The 17,567-nt window shown below is 41.0% G+C and carries 16 protein-coding genes; 2 read left to right on the top strand and 14 right to left on the bottom strand.

The genetic code is table 11. The features are described from left to right. Positions 1–7: 7 nt before the first annotated feature. From CBI42_RS00530 to CBI42_RS00465, 14 genes are all read right to left on the bottom strand, one after another. A complete protein-coding gene (locus CBI42_RS00530; RefSeq protein ID WP_000950030.1) occupies positions 8–814 on the bottom strand; it encodes a metal ABC transporter permease in 807 nt (268 codons plus the stop codon). Then, complete coding sequence (locus tag CBI42_RS00525) at positions 807–1,511, bottom strand: metal ABC transporter ATP-binding protein (RefSeq protein WP_001269496.1); 705 nt, start codon at positions 1,509–1,511, stop codon at positions 807–809. Before CBI42_RS00525 ends, CBI42_RS00530 begins: the two co-directional genes overlap by 8 nt. Next, positions 1,511–1,951: a zinc-dependent transcriptional regulator AdcR gene (adcR, locus tag CBI42_RS00520; protein ID WP_001249308.1), complete on the bottom strand. Its 441-nt coding sequence runs from the start codon at positions 1,949–1,951 to the stop codon at positions 1,511–1,513. The genes CBI42_RS00525 and adcR overlap by 1 nt, the downstream gene beginning before the upstream one ends. 154 nt (positions 1,952–2,105) lie before the next feature. Beyond that, the gene (gene dltD / locus CBI42_RS00515; RefSeq protein ID WP_049491172.1) at positions 2,106–3,374 is read right to left on the bottom strand and encodes a D-alanyl-lipoteichoic acid biosynthesis protein DltD; all 1,269 of its coding nucleotides are present in this window, start codon (positions 3,372–3,374) and stop codon (positions 2,106–2,108) included. Continuing rightward, positions 3,367–3,606: a D-alanine--poly(phosphoribitol) ligase subunit DltC gene (gene dltC / locus CBI42_RS00510; protein WP_000351967.1), complete on the bottom strand. Its 240-nt coding sequence runs from the start codon at positions 3,604–3,606 to the stop codon at positions 3,367–3,369. The genes dltD (CBI42_RS00515) and dltC overlap by 8 nt, the downstream gene beginning before the upstream one ends. 13 nt (positions 3,607–3,619) lie before the next feature. After that, positions 3,620–4,864 carry a D-alanyl-lipoteichoic acid biosynthesis protein DltB gene (gene dltB, locus CBI42_RS00505; protein ID WP_049491170.1) on the bottom strand — a complete coding sequence of 415 codons (1,245 nt, stop codon included), beginning with the start codon at positions 4,862–4,864 and terminating at the stop codon, positions 3,620–3,622. After that, positions 4,861–6,411 carry a D-alanine--poly(phosphoribitol) ligase subunit DltA gene (gene dltA / locus CBI42_RS00500; protein ID WP_094752997.1) on the bottom strand — a complete coding sequence of 517 codons (1,551 nt, stop codon included), beginning with the start codon at positions 6,409–6,411 and terminating at the stop codon, positions 4,861–4,863. Before dltA ends, dltB (CBI42_RS00505) begins: the two co-directional genes overlap by 4 nt. A gap of 20 nt (positions 6,412–6,431) precedes the next feature. Next, positions 6,432–6,563, bottom strand: coding sequence for a teichoic acid D-Ala incorporation-associated protein DltX (locus CBI42_RS00495; RefSeq protein WP_033682482.1), 132 nt, complete (start codon positions 6,561–6,563; stop codon positions 6,432–6,434). Between the two features lie 452 nt (positions 6,564–7,015). Continuing rightward, the gene (gene dltD, locus CBI42_RS00490; RefSeq protein WP_061589664.1) at positions 7,016–8,188 is read right to left on the bottom strand and encodes a D-alanyl-lipoteichoic acid biosynthesis protein DltD; all 1,173 of its coding nucleotides are present in this window, start codon (positions 8,186–8,188) and stop codon (positions 7,016–7,018) included. Positions 8,189–8,235: 47 nt separating this feature from the next. Next, positions 8,236–9,390 carry a D-alanyl-lipoteichoic acid biosynthesis protein DltB gene (gene dltB, locus CBI42_RS00485; RefSeq protein ID WP_094752996.1) on the bottom strand — a complete coding sequence of 385 codons (1,155 nt, stop codon included), beginning with the start codon at positions 9,388–9,390 and terminating at the stop codon, positions 8,236–8,238. Between the two features lie 406 nt (positions 9,391–9,796). Further along, on the bottom strand, positions 9,797–10,501 hold the full coding sequence (locus CBI42_RS00480) for an MIP/aquaporin family protein (RefSeq protein WP_094752995.1): 705 nt from the start codon (positions 10,499–10,501) through the stop codon (positions 9,797–9,799). Positions 10,502–10,570: 69 nt separating this feature from the next. Then, the gene (gene glpO / locus CBI42_RS00475; RefSeq protein WP_094752994.1) at positions 10,571–12,397 is read right to left on the bottom strand and encodes a type 1 glycerol-3-phosphate oxidase; all 1,827 of its coding nucleotides are present in this window, start codon (positions 12,395–12,397) and stop codon (positions 10,571–10,573) included. Positions 12,398–12,438: 41 nt separating this feature from the next. Next, on the bottom strand, positions 12,439–13,947 hold the full coding sequence (gene glpK / locus CBI42_RS00470) for a glycerol kinase GlpK (RefSeq protein ID WP_000076786.1): 1,509 nt from the start codon (positions 13,945–13,947) through the stop codon (positions 12,439–12,441). Between the two features lie 159 nt (positions 13,948–14,106). Continuing rightward, complete coding sequence (locus CBI42_RS00465; protein WP_094752993.1) at positions 14,107–15,534, bottom strand: helix-turn-helix domain-containing protein; 1,428 nt, start codon at positions 15,532–15,534, stop codon at positions 14,107–14,109. Between the two features lie 164 nt (positions 15,535–15,698). On the opposite strand from CBI42_RS00465, the gene hslO reads away from it, so the two are divergent. Both hslO and dusB read left to right on the top strand, forming a co-directional pair. Then, the gene (hslO, locus tag CBI42_RS00460) at positions 15,699–16,571 is read left to right on the top strand and encodes an Hsp33 family molecular chaperone HslO (protein WP_000357854.1); all 873 of its coding nucleotides are present in this window, start codon (positions 15,699–15,701) and stop codon (positions 16,569–16,571) included. Next, complete coding sequence (gene dusB, locus CBI42_RS00455) at positions 16,558–17,538, top strand: tRNA dihydrouridine synthase DusB (RefSeq protein ID WP_000183308.1); 981 nt, start codon at positions 16,558–16,560, stop codon at positions 17,536–17,538. The genes hslO and dusB overlap by 14 nt, the downstream gene beginning before the upstream one ends. Positions 17,539–17,567: the final 29 nt, after the last annotated feature.

The raw sequence follows: 17,567 nt of genomic DNA, 5'->3' as shown, positions 1-17,567 counted from the left end.
TAGTCTCCTATTTGATAAAACGTCTTACTAAACTGATGAGTAAAAAGACAGTTACAAAAATAATGGTAATACTTGCACTTGCAGGTGTTTCTGCATAGTAGGAAATGTAAAGTCCTGCTACCATTCCCAAAAATCCAATAGCACTGGCAAGCAGCATAACCGATTTAAAGTTTTTCCCCAGACGCAGGGCAATACTAGCTGGCAAGACCATAATGGTCGATACCAGAAGAGCTCCCGCAGCAGGAATCATAAGGGCAATGGCCACCCCCGTTACCATGTTAAAAAGAATGGACATGGTACGAACTGGCAAGCCATCCACAAAGGCCGTATCCTCATCAAAGGTCAAAATATACATCGGACGAAGGAATAGGAAGGTCAAAATCAAAACAACCGCCGCAATGACAAAGAGGGAAATGACCTGCTCTTCACTAATAGTCACGATTGAACCAAAAAGATACTGGTCCAAACTCATAGAACTAGAGCTTTTACCCTTGCTCATGACAATCAGAGAAACAGCCAAACCTGTTGACATGAGGATAGCTGTCCCGATTTCCATAAAGCTCTTATAAACCGTACGGAGATACTCCAGGAAGACCGCCGCAATCAAGACAATAGCAATAGTGGAAATAGTTGGCGAAATCCCCAGAACCAGCCCAAAGGCTACACCTGAAAGCGAGACGTGGCTGAGGGTATCACTCATCAAACTCTGACGGCGCAAGATAAGGAAGGTTCCTAATACTGGCGAGAAAAGACTCATGGCAATAACGGCCAGAAAGGCACGTTGCATAAAGTCATAAGATAACAAACTAAGCATGGCCCACCTCCTGATCATTCTCATGAACGTTGAAACAACGCCATGGCGAATCTTGGTTACGGACTAGATGAATATTGCGGTCCGCATAGTCCTTAACTTCTTCAGGGTCATGGGTAATCATCAAAACAGCCTTGCCATGATGATGGGCGCTGTGGTGCATGAGTTCGTAAAATTCATTTTTACTTCCTGCATCCATCCCCGTTGTCGGCTCATCTAGGATAAACACATCTGGATCCGAAGCAAACATACGCGCAATCACTGCTCGCTGCTTTTGTCCTCCAGATAAAGAACCCAAGCGTTTGTCTCTGTGTTCCCACATGCCAACTGAGTCCAAACTAGCCTTGATATGCTCCTCATCATGAGCATTCAAACGACGGAACCAGCCTTTTCGCGGATAACGACCAGATTTGACAAATTCATACACCGTACTTGGAAAACCAGCATTAAAACTGGCTATTTGTTGGGGAAGGTAGGCTATTCTCAATTTCTTACCCTGCGTATTTGTCTTTGAAATGGTCACCTTGCCAATGCGTGGCTGAAGGATTCCAAGACTGGCCTTAATCAGTGTCGTCTTAGCTGCCCCATTCTCCCCTGTCAAGGTAACAAATTCCCCACTATCAACACTATAATTGATATGTTCAAGAACAGGCTCCTTATCATAATAGAAGGATAAATCCTCTACCGTAATGTATCTCATTATTTGATTTCTCCTACTAAAGCAGTCAAAAACCGCTGAATCACTTTTTGTTCATTTGGAGTAAACTGAGTCGCCACTTGTTCATAAGTTAAAAGTGTATGCTCATGGTGATGATGGTGCTCCTCAGCGATTGGACGAGCCAAATCAGTCAACTGGTAAAAAATCACACGCGCATCCTTAGGATCTTTAGATGTTTCTAACATCCCTTCCTTAACCAGAGATTTAATGGCCTTGGTAACCGCCGCCTGACTGACATTGAGGCGACGAGCCAACTCTGAATTGGTTAAAGATTCCTCCGACAAGAGCATGAGGATATGCTCCTGGGTATTGGTCAGAGCTACCTCGCTAGTACAATGACCTATTAGAATTTCATGCTGATTTTCCGCCTGCAAAATCACCTCATTTAAAAAAGCATCGATATCCTTCGCTAGCTGTCTCATATCTGACTCCTTTCCTTTTGGACTTCTCTTTTTTAAGAGAAAAATACTATTCTTTGAAAAATTATTTACTGGTTAATTATATCACAACCAAAAAAAGAGTCAAGAAAAAACGTGAAAACCAGTTTCATTCTTGAACTCTTCTATATATTATTATCTATTTGAATGTCTTGACATCTCCATCATAAGTCGCCCAATCTTTGCTGAAAAAGCGTTCATTCAGATGGTAAGTCGGAGCTGGCGTGGGATTGGATAGGAAAGGATCAACTGCCTTATCAAAAGCAAGCCAACCCAACCAACCTAGGTGAATGGTATCCTTAACAAAATAAGGATCCCCTCCATTTTTTGAAAAGTCAGCAATATTAGTGAAACCTTGACTTTCTAATTGGTAACGAATTTTCTCCACTGCATGCTGGTACATATCTTCTCTGAGCCCTGTGTAGTCCATCCATTTCTTATTGACAGGCTGGATGACAAAGAGGACATTAACTTTCGATTTTGCAAATTGATTGAGAACCAACTGTAAATCATTATATTCAGATGATTTTAGGAAACTGTAATTCTTTTGATACCCTTCCCATTTTTTCAAATCCTTCTTAACCTCTCTCGTATAGAAATGATTTTCCATCCCCATATCATTATTGGTCGTATTGGCTTCTGCATCCTTTCGAGCAATTTTTTCTAACTCTTGGTAAGAAAATTGATCTGGAAGATCTTTTAAATAATTTTCCACATGTTCCTTATATTTGAGTTTTCCTCTAATGGAGAACTGACCAAATAGAGAAGCCTGTCTCTCATTGAATCGGGCAAAAATATTAATAGCAACCTGATCAACCTCTGATAATTCTTCACCCTTTGACAGTTTTTGAACAATGCCTTTTAATGCAACATTAGGATTCTGCTTTAACAATCGAATAGCCGCATGCTTTGCAGCAGTGTCACCAGATTGATTTTCCAGAAAAGCTGTCAATTGGTCACTGTTAAAAAATCTCTGAAACGCTGCGGGTTCATAATCAGCCTCCGTAAACCACTGAGGCGAAATTACAAATACTGCCTGCTTATCCTCTATTTCTGGCAAAATTTGCTGTAGGCCAAAATATTGATTTAGAGAGGCTGCTCCTGCTTGACCTAAAAAGTAAGGACGATAGGGACGATGGTATTTCTCGGCTAAAACAGCTGGATGGACACTATCAAATCGAATCCATTCACTGGACCCTAGAAAAGGAATAAAACGCATATTTGGATCTGTAAGAGCCCTTACTTTTTGGCTTCTCTCTTTAAAACTCTCTACACTAACAGAAGCCGCCGAATATTTCTCCTCCGTCAGATTATGGCTTGTTGTACTTGGATAAAAAAAGATGAGTAGAAGAACCAAAAATCCAGCTATGAAGATAGGCCCAAAGATTAACCATAAGCGTTTAAGCATTTTGTAGCTCCACAATACCAGCTATGATTTTATTGGCTGTATTCCAGTCGTCGCGACCAAACTCTGTAACAGGGACACGAATATCAAAACGGTTTTCAATCTCCACAATCAACTCAACCGTTCCCATACTATCCAAGACACCTGCATCAAAAAGATCTTCATCCATCATGTCAGAAACATCTTCCATAAACAACTCATCAATAATTTCAATAACTTCTGATTTGATATCCATATTTTATTTCCTTTTATTTTTTAAACCATAAATCATTCAAAAATCCAGAAAAGATTAAGAATGACAGCATGACGACATGGAAGGTGATAACCATGCCAAGCAACTGAATCCAGCGATTCTCAGGTAGAGCAGCTTTCCCTGCTTTTTTCCGTTCCTTATTGAGCGTTTTTTTCTTACGAATCCAAGCATCATTAATAACCAAGCCTAATCCATGAAAGAGGCCATAGGCGATATAGTACCAGGTCACTCCATGCCAAAATCCCATAATCAGCATATTTACAATATAGGCCACACTTGAGGTTACATTGCGATTCTTAAAGACCTTCTTTCTGGTCAACACCATGACCATTCGCATAAAGACAAAGTCACGGAACCAGAAAGACAGACTCATGTGCCAGCGATTCCAAAACTCTTTTAAATCCCTAGATAAAAAAGGCTTGTTGAAGTTAATTGGACTATGAATCCCCATTAAGTTTGAGATTGCCAAGGCAAACATAGAGTAGCCTGCAAAGTCAAAGAAAAGTTCTAGACCAAAGGTATACATAACTGCCAAGGCATAGTGGTTAAAAAAGCCACCTGACTGTAGGGCTAGATTCTTCAGAGGAGGGAGTAAGGTCTCTCCTAAAATATGAGCTATGATAAACTTATATAGAAAGCCAAGCATGATATACTTGACAGCCTCTTCCAGCATATCCATCAACTCATCTCGCTCAGGAATGGTCTGATAATTTTCATTAAACCGCTTAAAGCGATCGATTGGCCCGCTTGAAAAAGTCGGCATGAAGAGTAGGAAGCGGAGGAATTCCCAGAGGCTAAAATCCTTAATCACTCCATCTCTCAGCTCGATGATAATCCCAACCGAACGAAAGGTCAGGTAAGAAATTCCCAAAAATCCAAGCAAAGACTGCGTTCCATTGATAGCTGGCTGCACCTTGACAAAGATAATCGGCAGTAGGGACAGAAAACTAACTAGGTAGAAAACCCACTTACCATCCTTACTTTTTCGATAGTGCTTATAGAAAAGCAAGAGCAATATTTCCCAGCACAGATAAATGCCCAAGGCAGCCAATTGATTAGTCTTCCCACCTACCAGCATGGTAACGATAAAGAAGAGACTAACCAATACCTCGTACCAGGCAAAGCGTTTCTTGAAAAAGAGGCCGATAAAGATGGGCAAGGTTGCAGCAATCACATAGATAAAATACTGAGGATTGCCGTATGGCTCTAAATGAGGAAGCTGTTTAAAAAACTCCATCATCTCCTATTTACCTCATTAATCAATCCTTTGATATCAATTTTTCCATTTGGAGTCAGTGGCAAACTGTCTCGATAAAGGAATTTGGACGGCATCATATAAGACATCATAATATCTGTCAAGTCTTCCTTAATGGCCTTGGTAATATCGATATCACGCTCAAACTGCTCACGAACACCATCTTTTAAGATGACATAGGCTAGAAGATTTTGCACCTTGTGGTCTTTATTATAGCGCGGTACTGCAACAGCAGACTCGATAAAGCGAGACTTATTGAGGTTTTGAGAGACATCTTCTAACTCAATGCGGTAACCGTTGAACTTAATCTGGAAGTCCATGCGTCCGCCGTAGAGAAGCAAGCCCTCATCTGTCATGGTTCCCACATCACCTGTGTGATAGGCTAGCAGACCTTCAAACTCAAAGAAGGCTTCTGCTGTTTTTTCAGGATTATTCATATAACCTTTTGAGACGGCCGGTCCTGAAACAATGATTTCTCCCTGTTCACCATTTGGCAGTTTATTTCCTTCCTCGTCAATGATAAAGGTTGGAGAATCAGCCTTGGTATAGCCAATTGGTAGACGTTTGAGATTCGCTAGCATCTCATCTGTCACGGCAACTGCTGACAGGGCCACTGTCGCTTCTGTTGGGCCGTAAGCATTGATAATACGGGCATTTGGGAAACGCTCACGTAGTTTTTGAGCCGTTTTGACCGTCAATTCTTCTCCATCAAAGTAGAAATGCGTGATACCAGGCATTTTCTCGCTATTAAAGTCTTCAGACAACATGGCCATATCCGCAAAAGAAGGCGTTGATGTCCAGATAGCGATTGGCAATGAAAAGATGGTCGCAAAGAGTTGCTTAAAGTCCTGAGTAATAGCTGAAGGAAGAGCGAAAAGCGTACCTCCCAGTGCCAAGGTCGGCGCCCAGTACATGACAGACAGGTCAAAAGAATAAGGTGGCTGAGCCAGCATTTGCGGACGACTTGGCGTCGCAAATTCCTTATCCGTAATCATCCAGTTTGTAAAGCTGAGGAGGTTATCATGTGAAATCTGCACTCCCTTTGGCTTACCAGTCGTACCAGAAGTAAAGATAATGTAGTAGTTATCATCACCCTTGACTGGATGCGTAATCTCATAACTAGTCCCTTGAGCAAAGGCTTCTTGAACCTGAGCTAGAGTCATCATTGGCGTAGAAACCTGCTCCAATGGAAAGTCTGAGATAGCAATAATCAAGCTTGGCTCTGCTACTTCTAAAATAGCCGAAACTCGCTCCAAGGCTGAATGGCTGTCAATGGGAATGTAGGCATGTCCTGACTTAGTCAGAGCTACAAAAGTTGCCAACATTTCATATTCTTGGCCACCAAAAACAACCACAGGAGACTTCTCTGGTAAATCCAGTTGGTCGATGGCTGCAGCTAAACTATCCGAATCAGCCTTCAAATCTCCATAAGTGTGTTCCTGCCCCAAAACATTGTAAACAGGATAGCTAGGCTGTGTCTGAGCAAAATGCTCAATGGTTTCAATCATATCTACTATTGGTTTATTTGACATAATAAGGATTCTCCTTCAAGTTAAAATTCATTATAGATAAAGCTTCCTTGACCCTGACCAAGATAGCTAAAGAAGTAAAGCAGCCCTAGAAAGATAAGAAAATACAAGGCTGTCCGACCAAGAAATATGTACAATTCTTTTCTCTGTTTCATCAAGAAAAACCATTCATTTCTGTAATTTTCCGCTAAAATAAAATCAATTTCTTACTAATTTATTTTTCTGCTATTATACCACTTTATAGACTAGTTTTTCAATTGTTTACCCGTCTATTTTCACTACGTTCCAGTAACATTAATTTGTTCCATATGATTCTTTCTAATGATAGCTTAAATGCTTTTCAGTATGGATTATATGGGGAGCTACAACAAAGTAGGCTCCATACTACCTATAGAGGATTTTCCCACTATAAATATTATAGAGCCTTATCTTATGTCTCACTTTATCGGTGCAGTTCCCTTTATCTAGAGATTTTTATAGTATGTAATCCTAGAATTCACTATAGATAAATTCTTGAATGTTCGAAAAATCGGTCACAAAACAATAAATCACGATGCTTAAGATAACAGTATAGAAAAATAACGTCCACAAGATTAAACGGTGTGTGTTAGTTATCTTGGTTTGCAAATTTGTATAGTTCTTTTTCAACTTCCATCCATCCTTTCACTCCAACGTGCATCACGTCAAATAAAAAGTAATCATCATACTCTCTGTTTCCATAGTTTAGTACTGTTGCACCATGGCTTTTTGCAACATCTTCTATTTTTTTGTAAGTTTTTTCCCGCATCTCTCTTGAAACACCTGTGTAGTCGTTCCACTTCCCGTTTACTGGGAAAATAATGACCTCAACTTCAATGCCCAATTCCTTGGCAACTGTCAAGAAAAGTTCCATATCTGAATACTCTGGTGACTCGAGGTAGCTCAAATCTTTATTAGAATTCTTCAGCGATGTATAACGATCTTTTAAATAGGTATTGTAGTAGTTATTATCAACAGCATAATCATTATTGTCTGTTTTCTTTTTGACCTCTTCTACAAACTGATTCGTCATTTTCTCCCAATCATAGTCTGGGGTTTTGTCTCCTAGTGAAGGATAATCTGATTTGGCATGTTTTTGATAAAAAGTCTGTTTGAGTTTAAAGGAATAAATCGCGTTATCAAACTCTAATAGTTTTTTATCAACAATCGTTCCTTTCTCATCTATGAAATAACTTTTGTATTTTTTGTAGATGTCATTTTGTTGCTTGTTCCCCTTGGTAATTTCGATAATGCGATTGATTAGTTTTTCTTTCGTTTCCTTACTAATCTTATCATTATCTAGCATATGGAAAATATGTTCTTGAGAAGCCTTGTTCAAAAAGGCATCTTGATGAGTCCCATCTTTTTCAAACCACTGAACCGATTCTATTATAGCCACTTTTCGCTTAGTCATAGATCCTTCAATTGAGCCCAAGGTCGTAGCCTGAATGATGTTTTGTGAATAGCTGGTTCCAATCTGCATGATATTAAAATCGTTGTAGTTAAAAATTTTATTGGGATGATAGTCTTCATTTATCGTCGCAACCAACTCAGATGATCCCAATAAAACAAATGTATTGGGAGTAATATTGCTTGTCAGAATATCTCTACTTTTATACTTTTCATACGAAGTGCTATAGCGAATACTGTTATCCTTTACTTTATAATAATCATCAATCTTCTTGACGTATGTCACATTTAAAAGCGCAAGCGTCGCAATTACGAGCACAAGCGATAGCAAAAATGCTTTTAGTTTAATCATCTAGTTTTATCCTATCCCTTCGATCCGTCCAATCTCTTTTCAATTTCTTATCTCTTTAAAATCGTAAGTAAGATTTTATAGGGTTCACCTGAAAAGATAAAGAAACCAATCATAACCAAATTCATGGTCACAAACCAACTCAGTAGCTTATACCAATCTTTATTTTTATTTTTCTTATAAAAATTGCTTTTCTTTTGATACACTTCAAATCCAGCCATCAAGACACCGTGATAAAAACCATAAACAATGTAGCTAACACTAAGGCCATGCCAAAAACCCATGACCAACATATTGACCATATAGGCATAGGTTGCATTGTGTAGTCTATTTTTAAACCATTTTTTCCTGATAACCTGCATCAATACTCTTGAAAATACAAAATCTCTCAACCAGGTCGACAAGGTGATATGCCATCTGGTCCAGAAATCCTTGATATCGACACTCAAGAAAGGTTTGTTAAAGTTCATCGGTGTCTGAATACCTAGAATGTTGCTACTTCCAACGGCCATTAGACTATAGCCTGCAAAGTCGAAGAACAGATACAAGGTATAGAGGTACATATACTTGATTGAGTAAACGACTGTGCCAGTATTATTTAGAGCGAGTAACATCTGATAAACATAGGTTGATAAAACAACCTTGTAGAGAAGGCCTAGAACGATACGATACACACCGTCCCCTGCTAACTCTAGATACTCTTTTCGAGGCATGACCTCGTTTATCTCTTTTAAAAATCTCCTACTCCGATCAATCGGACCAGCACTAACTGTAGGGAAAAAAAGTAAAAATTGCAGGTAGTCTTTTATGCTAATCTTTTCTTTAATCAAGCCATCCGATATCTCCAGCATGATCTGAATGGTCTTAAAGGACATGTAAGAAATGCCAATAAAGGCCAACAAATGCAGAGAAGTCAGGGCAAAGATTTTATTGATCACCAAAGGAAAAATAGAAAGGAAAACCAGAGGTTTCAGCCGCTTTGTTTCTATCCTCTGTGCTATGAAAACCAGAAAATATTGATAAGTTACAAAGGAGATTAAATAGACAATCATTGCTCTACTCTTGCCATAAATAGCTCCTGCAAATAAGAGGGAGAGCACCAAAATATAGTAGTCCTTACGTTTTTCAAAAAAGTTTACCACAAAACCAATCAGTAAAACTACAAACAAAAGAAGGAAAAACTCATTCCCCTCGAAATAATTCATACCAGCCAAACTCCTTTTTTTCTTTTTCTCATCTCATGATTTATCTTTTTAAGATTAGTTCCTATCATATTACCAAAGATAGTTAACTTTATTCATTATATCATAATTTAAAAACTAAAAATACTTCTGTTATTTTATTTCTTAAAATAAAAAATCCAACTGACTCTTAGTACTGAACCCCAATAATGAGACAAAATTATTCACACAATAAATAAAATTCAAGAACAAAAAATTGATGAAGGGACCAGTGAAGAATTCTGCCTTTTTAGCTGAAATAGTAATCAACACCAGTATACAAACTTAAAAAAATCAAAATGACCAAAATGAAATGAGAAAGTACTCCTTTATTTTGGTCATTTTTTGTAAGTTGTGTTTATTGAGGTATGAATAATTGAGTTTTAATGTCTTAGAAAAGCGAGAATACAAGCACGGCCAAGGCTGCACCGATAACAGGTCCCACAACTGGAATCCAAGCGTAAGACCAATCTCCGTCTCCCTTGTTTGAAATTGGCAAGATGCTATGCATGATACGAGGTCCAAGGTCACGCGCAGGGTTCAAGGCACAACCTGTTGTTCCACCTAGTGATAGAACGATACCGACAATCAAAGTTCCCACTGCGAAGGTTCCGATTCCTGCTTGAAGGTCATAAAGTCCCAAAGCAAAGATTGTTAATACCAATACAAAAGTTCCTAGGATTTCACTAATCAAGTTTGATACAGTATCTTTTATAGCTGGTCCAGTACTGAAGGTTGCCAGGATATTGCCTGCATTTTCTTCTGCCTCATAATGCGGTTTGAATTGCAACCAAACCAAAATCTGACCCAGCATAGCCCCTGCGAACTGAGCTAGGATGTATGGGAAAACGGAAGCCCAAGAGAGCGTTCCTTTTAAGGCCATCGCAAACGTTACAGCTGGATTTAGGTGGGCTGGGCTGAGCGTGCCAGATACAAAAGCCGCAACGGCTACAGCAATTCCCCAACCCATAGTAATCACAATCCAACCTGCATTGTTGCTCTTGGTTTTAGGAAGAACCACACCTGCAACAACACCATTTCCTAGAAGAATTAGGATTAAAGTCCCTAGAAATTCTCCAAATAATTCATTCATCATCTTTCTGTCTCCATTAAAAAGAAGGGGCGGGCGGCAAGGAATGCTGCCCTCCACCTCTTTTATTTTTTCTTAATTTTTTAATTCTGCTAAATCGTTGTTAGCGAGAGCCGCTTCGACATCTGCACGGTAGCCTGCTTTTTCTTCTTCTGACCAATCATAGAATCGTCCCATTTCATTCAAAACTGGTTCAACGATGCTATCCAAACTATCACGCATAAAGAGCATGTGGTTGGTACGACGAAGAAGGAAGTCAACCGGGCTAAGAGCCAACTCGTTGCGCATTGCATAGTGAAGGGACAAGGTATCTGCCAAGCTGAGTCCTGGTGCTTGTTCCAAACTATGAGCAAGAGCAAAGACTTTCGGTGCATTTGAACCGTAAAGATTTGCTAGGTAATGAGCTTCCTTGCTATCCAAACCACGTGACACTCCAAGTTGCGCAAAGGCTTCGATTTCTGAGTCCACATTTGCTGGGTTCAATTCCCCACCTGAAACAGGGTAAGTCTTAGAATTGATGAGTTTAAAGCTGCGATCAAATTCTGCTTTGAGGATGTCAACCACGCGCTCCATAGCTCCTTCAGCCATCTTACGGTAGTCTGTGATTTTACCACCAGCAAGGGTCAAGAGACCATTATCGTCTCGGTCCAAGCTAGAACCACGAGAAACTGCAGATGGGTCCAAATGTTTCTCAGAGGTACTGCTTTCAAGCTTGCTAACAGCAGCCTCTACATCTTCACGCGTTTTTTCTTTAGAGAGGTAAGACTCAACAGTCGCAATCAAGTTGTTAAAGCTTTCATCGCTGATGGTTCCGTTATTTCCTCCATTGTAGTCAGAAGCGCTATTGCCTGCGATCAATGGACGAAGACCTGCCCAGCTGCTTTCGATATCACCAATGGTGATGTTGGCTTCTGGGAAGCGGTTGTTGACAATACCAAGTAGATAATCTACATCTTCTTGAGTTACTTTTGGATGTTCCAAATCACCTGTGTAGTCTGTATCAGTTGTACCAAAGTAAGTCTTGTTTTCACGTGGGAGAACAAAGACCATACGACCGTCACCCAAACCTGTGTCAAAGTAAACTGGCTGTGAAACCTTGATCTTGCTTGAGTCCACTACCAAGTGAACTCCCTTAGTTGGACGCATTTGTGAGAATTGGGTTCCCTTATTAGACAAATTGCGTACTTTGTCGCTCCAAGGACCTGTCGTATTGATAACCAGACGCGCCTTGATTTCAAAGACTTGGTCTGTCAACAAATCACGAGCTACCACACCTGTAATCTTGCCACTTTCGTCAAAGAGGAAGCCTTCTGCCTTCACGTGGTTAGCAATGAGGGCACCATCTTGGTTGGCACGTTTGATGTTTTCAATCACGAGACGTGCATCGTTGTTACGGAAGTCAAGGTAAACCCCACCTCCTACCAAACCTTCTTTCTTCAAGTTTGGCTGGCGTTCCAAGACTTCTTCCTTACTCAAAACCTTGTTAGCAGCTGGTGTGTTGTTGATTCCTGCCAAAAGGTCATACAAATCCATAGCTACTTTAAGGCGGAAGAGGCTAAAGGTTGCTCCATCTTCATCATAAACTGGCAAGAGCATTGGGTCTGGTTTTGGAATGTGAGGTGCAATTTGTTGTACCACTGCACGTTCTGAAACCGTATCTGATACTACTTCTACGTCAAATTGCTTAAGATAACGAAGACCTCCGTGAACCAATTTTGTTGAACGGCTGGATGTTCCTTCTGCAAAGTCTTGCATTTCAATCAAACCAGTATCTAGACCACTAGCTGCCGCCTGCAAGGCTACACCAGCACCAGTGATTCCTCCACCGATAATCAAGAGGTCCAAGGTACGTTCCTGCATTTTTTTAATTGACAATTCACGTGTTTTCTTTGAAAATTCCATATTTACACACTTTCTAACTAAGTCGCTTTATTCTTCCAGTATTAGTCGTCTACTTCCGCAAAGACTTGAGTTGCTTTTACAGCCTTCTTCCAACCCTTGTAGAGTTGTTCCTTACGAGATTCGTTCATAGATGGCTCAAAGAGTTCTCCTGTCTCGTTCAAGAGTTTCAACTCATCCAAGTCTTTCCAGTAACCTACTGACAAACCTGCTAGGAAGGCTGCCCCTAGAGCTGTTGTTTCCAAGTTTTTGGCGCGTGCGATATCGATTCCCAAAATATCAGCTTGGAACTGCATGAGGAAATTGTTCATAGCTGCACCACCGTCTACTTTCAAGACTTGGATAGCTGTCTGCGCATCCACTTGCATGGTGTCGATAATGTCACGCACTTGATAAGCGATAGATTGTAAAGTCGCCTTGATAAAGTCTTCTTTAGTTGTTCCACGAGTTAAGCCAAAGACAGAACCACGAGCGTTTTGGTTCCAGTATGGAGCACCTAGACCTGTAAAGGCTGGAACGACATAAACTTCATCGTTGTTGTGAGAATCACGAGCGTATTTTTCAGATTCTGGTGAATTTTCAACCATGCGAAGACCGTCACGAAGCCACTGAATGGCGCTTCCTGCGATGAAGATAGAACCTTCCAAGGCATAGTAAACCTTGCCATTGATACCGTAACCAATGGTTGTCAAAAGATTGTTCTCAGACAACTGCATCTCTTCCCCAGTATTCATGATGATGAAAGAACCTGTTCCATAAGTATTTTTAACCATACCAGGTTCAAAGGCCAACTGTCCAAAGAGGGCTGCCTGTTGGTCCCCAGCCATACCTGAGATTGGCACTTCTCCACCGTAAAAATGGAATGGGGCTGTCTTACCGTAGATTTCAGAGTTAGAACGAACTTCCGGAAGCATAGCCTTAGGAATGTTGAGAATTTCCAAAATCTCATCATCCCATTTGAGTTCTTTAATGTTATAAAGCATGGTACGAGCTGCATTTGAGTAGTCGGTCACGTGAGCCGCACCGTCAGTCAATTTCCAAACCAACCAAGTATCGATAGTGCCAAAGAGCAATTCCCCTTTTTCTGCTCGCTCTTGAGCGCCTTCTACATGGTCCAAAATCCAACGAACCTTAGTCGCTGAGAAGTAAGCATCGATAATCAAACCAGTCTTTTCATGGAATTTTTCCACATAACCTTGACTTTTTAGTTGTTCAGCCAAAGGTGCTGTCTGGCGTGACTGCCAAACAATAGCATTGTAGATAGGGAGCCCTGTTTTCTTATCCCAGACGACAGTTGTTTCACGTTGGTTGGTAATCCCGATTGCTTCGATTTGATTTGGCTTGACACCACTTTCGATGAAAGCTCCAGCAATAACAGACTGGACGGAATTCCAAATTTCATTGGCATTGTGCTCAACCCAACCTGCCTGAGGGAAAATCTGGGTAAACTCTTTTTGACTCGAGCTGACCTTTTCTCCTTTTTTGTTGAAAATAATGGCACGAGAGCTTGTAGTCCCCTGGTCAATGGCCATGATGTATTTTTCTTGTGACATGTGCTGTCCTCCTGATAAAGATCTTGAGGATGTTTCCTCTTTACACTTACTAGTATACAAAATAAAGCGCTTTCTTGTTTATCAACTTTTTTTAATTTTTAAAAAAATGTGAGGAGATTGTGTGAATTTCACAAAAAAGGCCTGGAACAACCAAGCCTTTTAAGTGAATAATAACTGACGAATAGCCGCCAAATCTTCCATATCCAAGTCATTTTTTAAATAATAGACTGGGGTTTGTTCCTTCTTATGAATGGGGTTATTGGTAACCAGCAAATCATAATGTCGAGTTCGGTCATAGGCTTCAATGGTAATAAAACGATTATATTCCAAATACCGTTTTAAAATGGCTGCCATCCTTGAAAAGACAAGAAAACCAGATGTCAAATCCAGACCAATCCGCATATGCTGACCACCATTTTCAGCCATATATTCCATCAACTGAAGCCATTCCCAGAGAATTTTCTTATCCAAATCCGTCCCCTGCTGAAAGGCAGGTAGAGCATGAAAAATCTCCTCTGCCGTCCCCCTAAAATCATGTTCCATCAGCAAATAAGGATGACGATTCTCCAACTGGTACTTGTAGCGATCCTGTAAAATATAGCCCTTATAGAGATAGACTTGAGCACAAAGCTGACTGAGTTCATAGGTAACGTGATCCTCTGTATAATCACCCAGCAACTCCTCCTTCTTCATTTCTTGAATCAATTGTGTCAGCAAATCGGCCAACTGCCCTCCAAAACCAAGGATATACTCCATAGTATAAAGAGGAAGAATGCGATGAGATAGGAGGAAAGAGAAGAAAATCATCATCTCCCCATCCTCAGTTCCTAGAGGAAGGTGTTGTCCAGCGAAAAATGACGGAGCCTTTCTCAGCAAACGAAGGTAGAAAATATTGTCAAAATACCCTCGCATTTTCTCTTCTATCACTTGAAACTGACAAGCATTGACTCTAAGACGTTGTTGACTGATATGAGCCCAGAGAACCAAGTCCAATTTCTGCCCCGCAGACAAACTCGCACCGCAGATTTCTTCTAAACTAGCAATCTCCTGTTTTCTCTCTGGTTTCTGCATATGGCCTTCCCATTCCTGACTCGACCAGACCTTGCGGAAAAGACAGAAATAGAAATAGCGAATCTGATGCTCTGGACCTCGCCAACGTCCATTTTGAATAGATAAATCAAATTCTGACAAAATATGATTTAAACTAGCTAAGTGGCGACCAAGTGTTGCCTCACTAATCATCAATTCTTGAGCCAGCTGATGGGCTAAAAACTGTTGGTGGTAGAGAAGATAGACTAAAATTTGGTATTTAACAGCATTCTCCAAAAACAAGCTCCGAATATCTCTCCCCTTGGTAGCTGCACCGATCGATAGACGCAGATTTTCATCTTCTAAGTGAATAGTCAGCTCTAAGCCACTATCCAAAGCCTTGTCATTGAGAAGGGTGACATATTTGGTTAGGGTTGCTTTTGAAAATCCTGTTTCCTCCATTACAGCCTTGACGGTCGTCTGAGACTCTTGTAATAGAAAGGAAAGGATTGAAAATTGGCCAGATTCGGCCTTTTCCATCAAATCTCCTAAATACATTTGTTACCCCTTTCATTTTCTTCCTTTAGAATAACACAAAACTTAAAAATGATGAAATAATCTGTTTCTCTTTTTATTTTCATGCTGATTTCCTGGTCCATTATCCTGAAAATCAGCAAACACACGGCTCCCCCTTTGGGCATTTTTATGCTAAAATAGTAGCTATGGATAAAATTATTAAAACAATATCAGAAAGCGGAGCCTTTCGTGCTTTTGTCCTTGACAGCACAGAAACCGTCCGCACTGCTCAAGAAAAACACCAAACCCAAGCCAGCTCAACTGTAGCACTTGGTCGAACTCTTATCGCTAGCCAGATTCTCGCAGCCAATGAAAAAGGAAATACCAAACTAACAGTTAAGGTGCTGGGATCTAGCTCTCTAGGTGCTATCATCACCGTCGCTGACACCAAGGGGAATGTCAAAGGTTACGTTCAAAACCCTGGTGTTGACATCAAAAAGACTGCAACTGGTGAAGTCCTTGTCGGACCTTTTGTCGGCAATGGTCAATTCCTCGTTATCACAGACTACGGTACTGGAAATCCTTACAACTCTATGACTCCCCTCATCTCTGGGGAAATCGGTGAAGATCTTGCCTTTTACCTGACTGAAAGCCAACAAACTCCTTCAGCAGTCGGCCTCAATGTCCTTTTGGACGAGGAAGACAAGGTCAAGGTTGCAGGTGGTTTCCTAGTCCAAGTCTTGCCAGGAGCCAAGGAAGAAGAGATTGCTCGCTTTGAAAAACGCATCCAAGAAATGCCAGCTATCTCAACCCTTCTGGAAAGTGAAGACCATATCGAAGCCCTCCTCAAAGCAATCTACGGTGACGAGGCCTACAAGCGTCTTTCTGAAGAAGAAATTCGTTTCCAATGTGACTGTAGCCATGAACGCTTTATGAACGCTCTTGCCAGCCTTCCAAGCTCAGACTTACAGGAAATGAAAGAGGAAGACCACGGGGCTGAAATCACTTGTCAATTCTGCCAAACTACTTACAACTTTGATGAAAACGACCTGGAGGAACTCATTCGTGACAAATCTTAATACACCTTTTATGATTGGCAATGTTGAGATTCCCAATCGTACCGTTTTAGCACCCATGGCTGGTGTCACCAACTCAGCCTTTCGTACTATTGCAAAAGAGCTCGGAGCTGGGCTCGTTGTCATGGAAATGGTCTCTGACAAGGGAATCCAATACAACAACGAAAAAACCCTACATATGCTTCATATCGACGAAGGCGAAAACCCAGTCTCTATCCAACTTTTTGGTAGCGATGAAGACAGCCTAGCACGCGCAGCAGAATTTATCCAAGAAAACACCAAAACCGATATTGTGGATATCAACATGGGCTGTCCAGTTAACAAAATCGTGAAGAACGAAGCTGGCGCTATGTGGCTCAAGGACCCAGATAAGATTTACTCGATCATCAACAAGGTCCAATCTGTCCTTGATATCCCCCTTACTGTCAAAATGCGTACCGGCTGGGCTGACCCATCTCTGGCAGTAGAAAATGCCCTCGCTGCTGAAGCCGCGGGTGTTTCTGCCCTTGCCATGCATGGACGTACCCGCGAACAAATGTATACTGGTCACGCAGACCTTGAGACCCTTCACAAGGTTGCCCAAGCACTGACAAAAATTCCATTTATCGCCAACGGTGACATCCGTACGGTTCAAGAAGCCAAACAACGTATCGAAGAAGTCGGTGCGGACGCAGTCATGATTGGCCGCGCTGCCATGGGCAATCCCTACCTCTTCAACCAAATCAACCACTACTTTGAAACAGGAGAAATCCTCCCTGATTTGACCTTTGAAGACAAGATGAAAATCGCCTACGAACACTTGAAACGATTGATTAACCTCAAAGGAGAAAACGTCGCAGTTCGTGAATTCCGCGGCCTCGCTCCTCACTACCTCCGTGGAACATCTGGCGCTGCCAAGCTCCGTGGAGCTATTTCACAAGCTAGCACCCTAGCAGAGATTGAGGCTCTCTTGCAGTTAGATAAGGCTTAATAGTTTAAAACCCGTAACTCTCTTAAAGG

Origin of the sequence: Streptococcus sp. KR (assembly GCF_002238115.1) — a bacterium.
Lineage (GTDB): Bacteria > Bacillota > Bacilli > Lactobacillales > Streptococcaceae > Streptococcus.
This window is presented reverse-complemented; position numbering and strand designations above follow the sequence as displayed.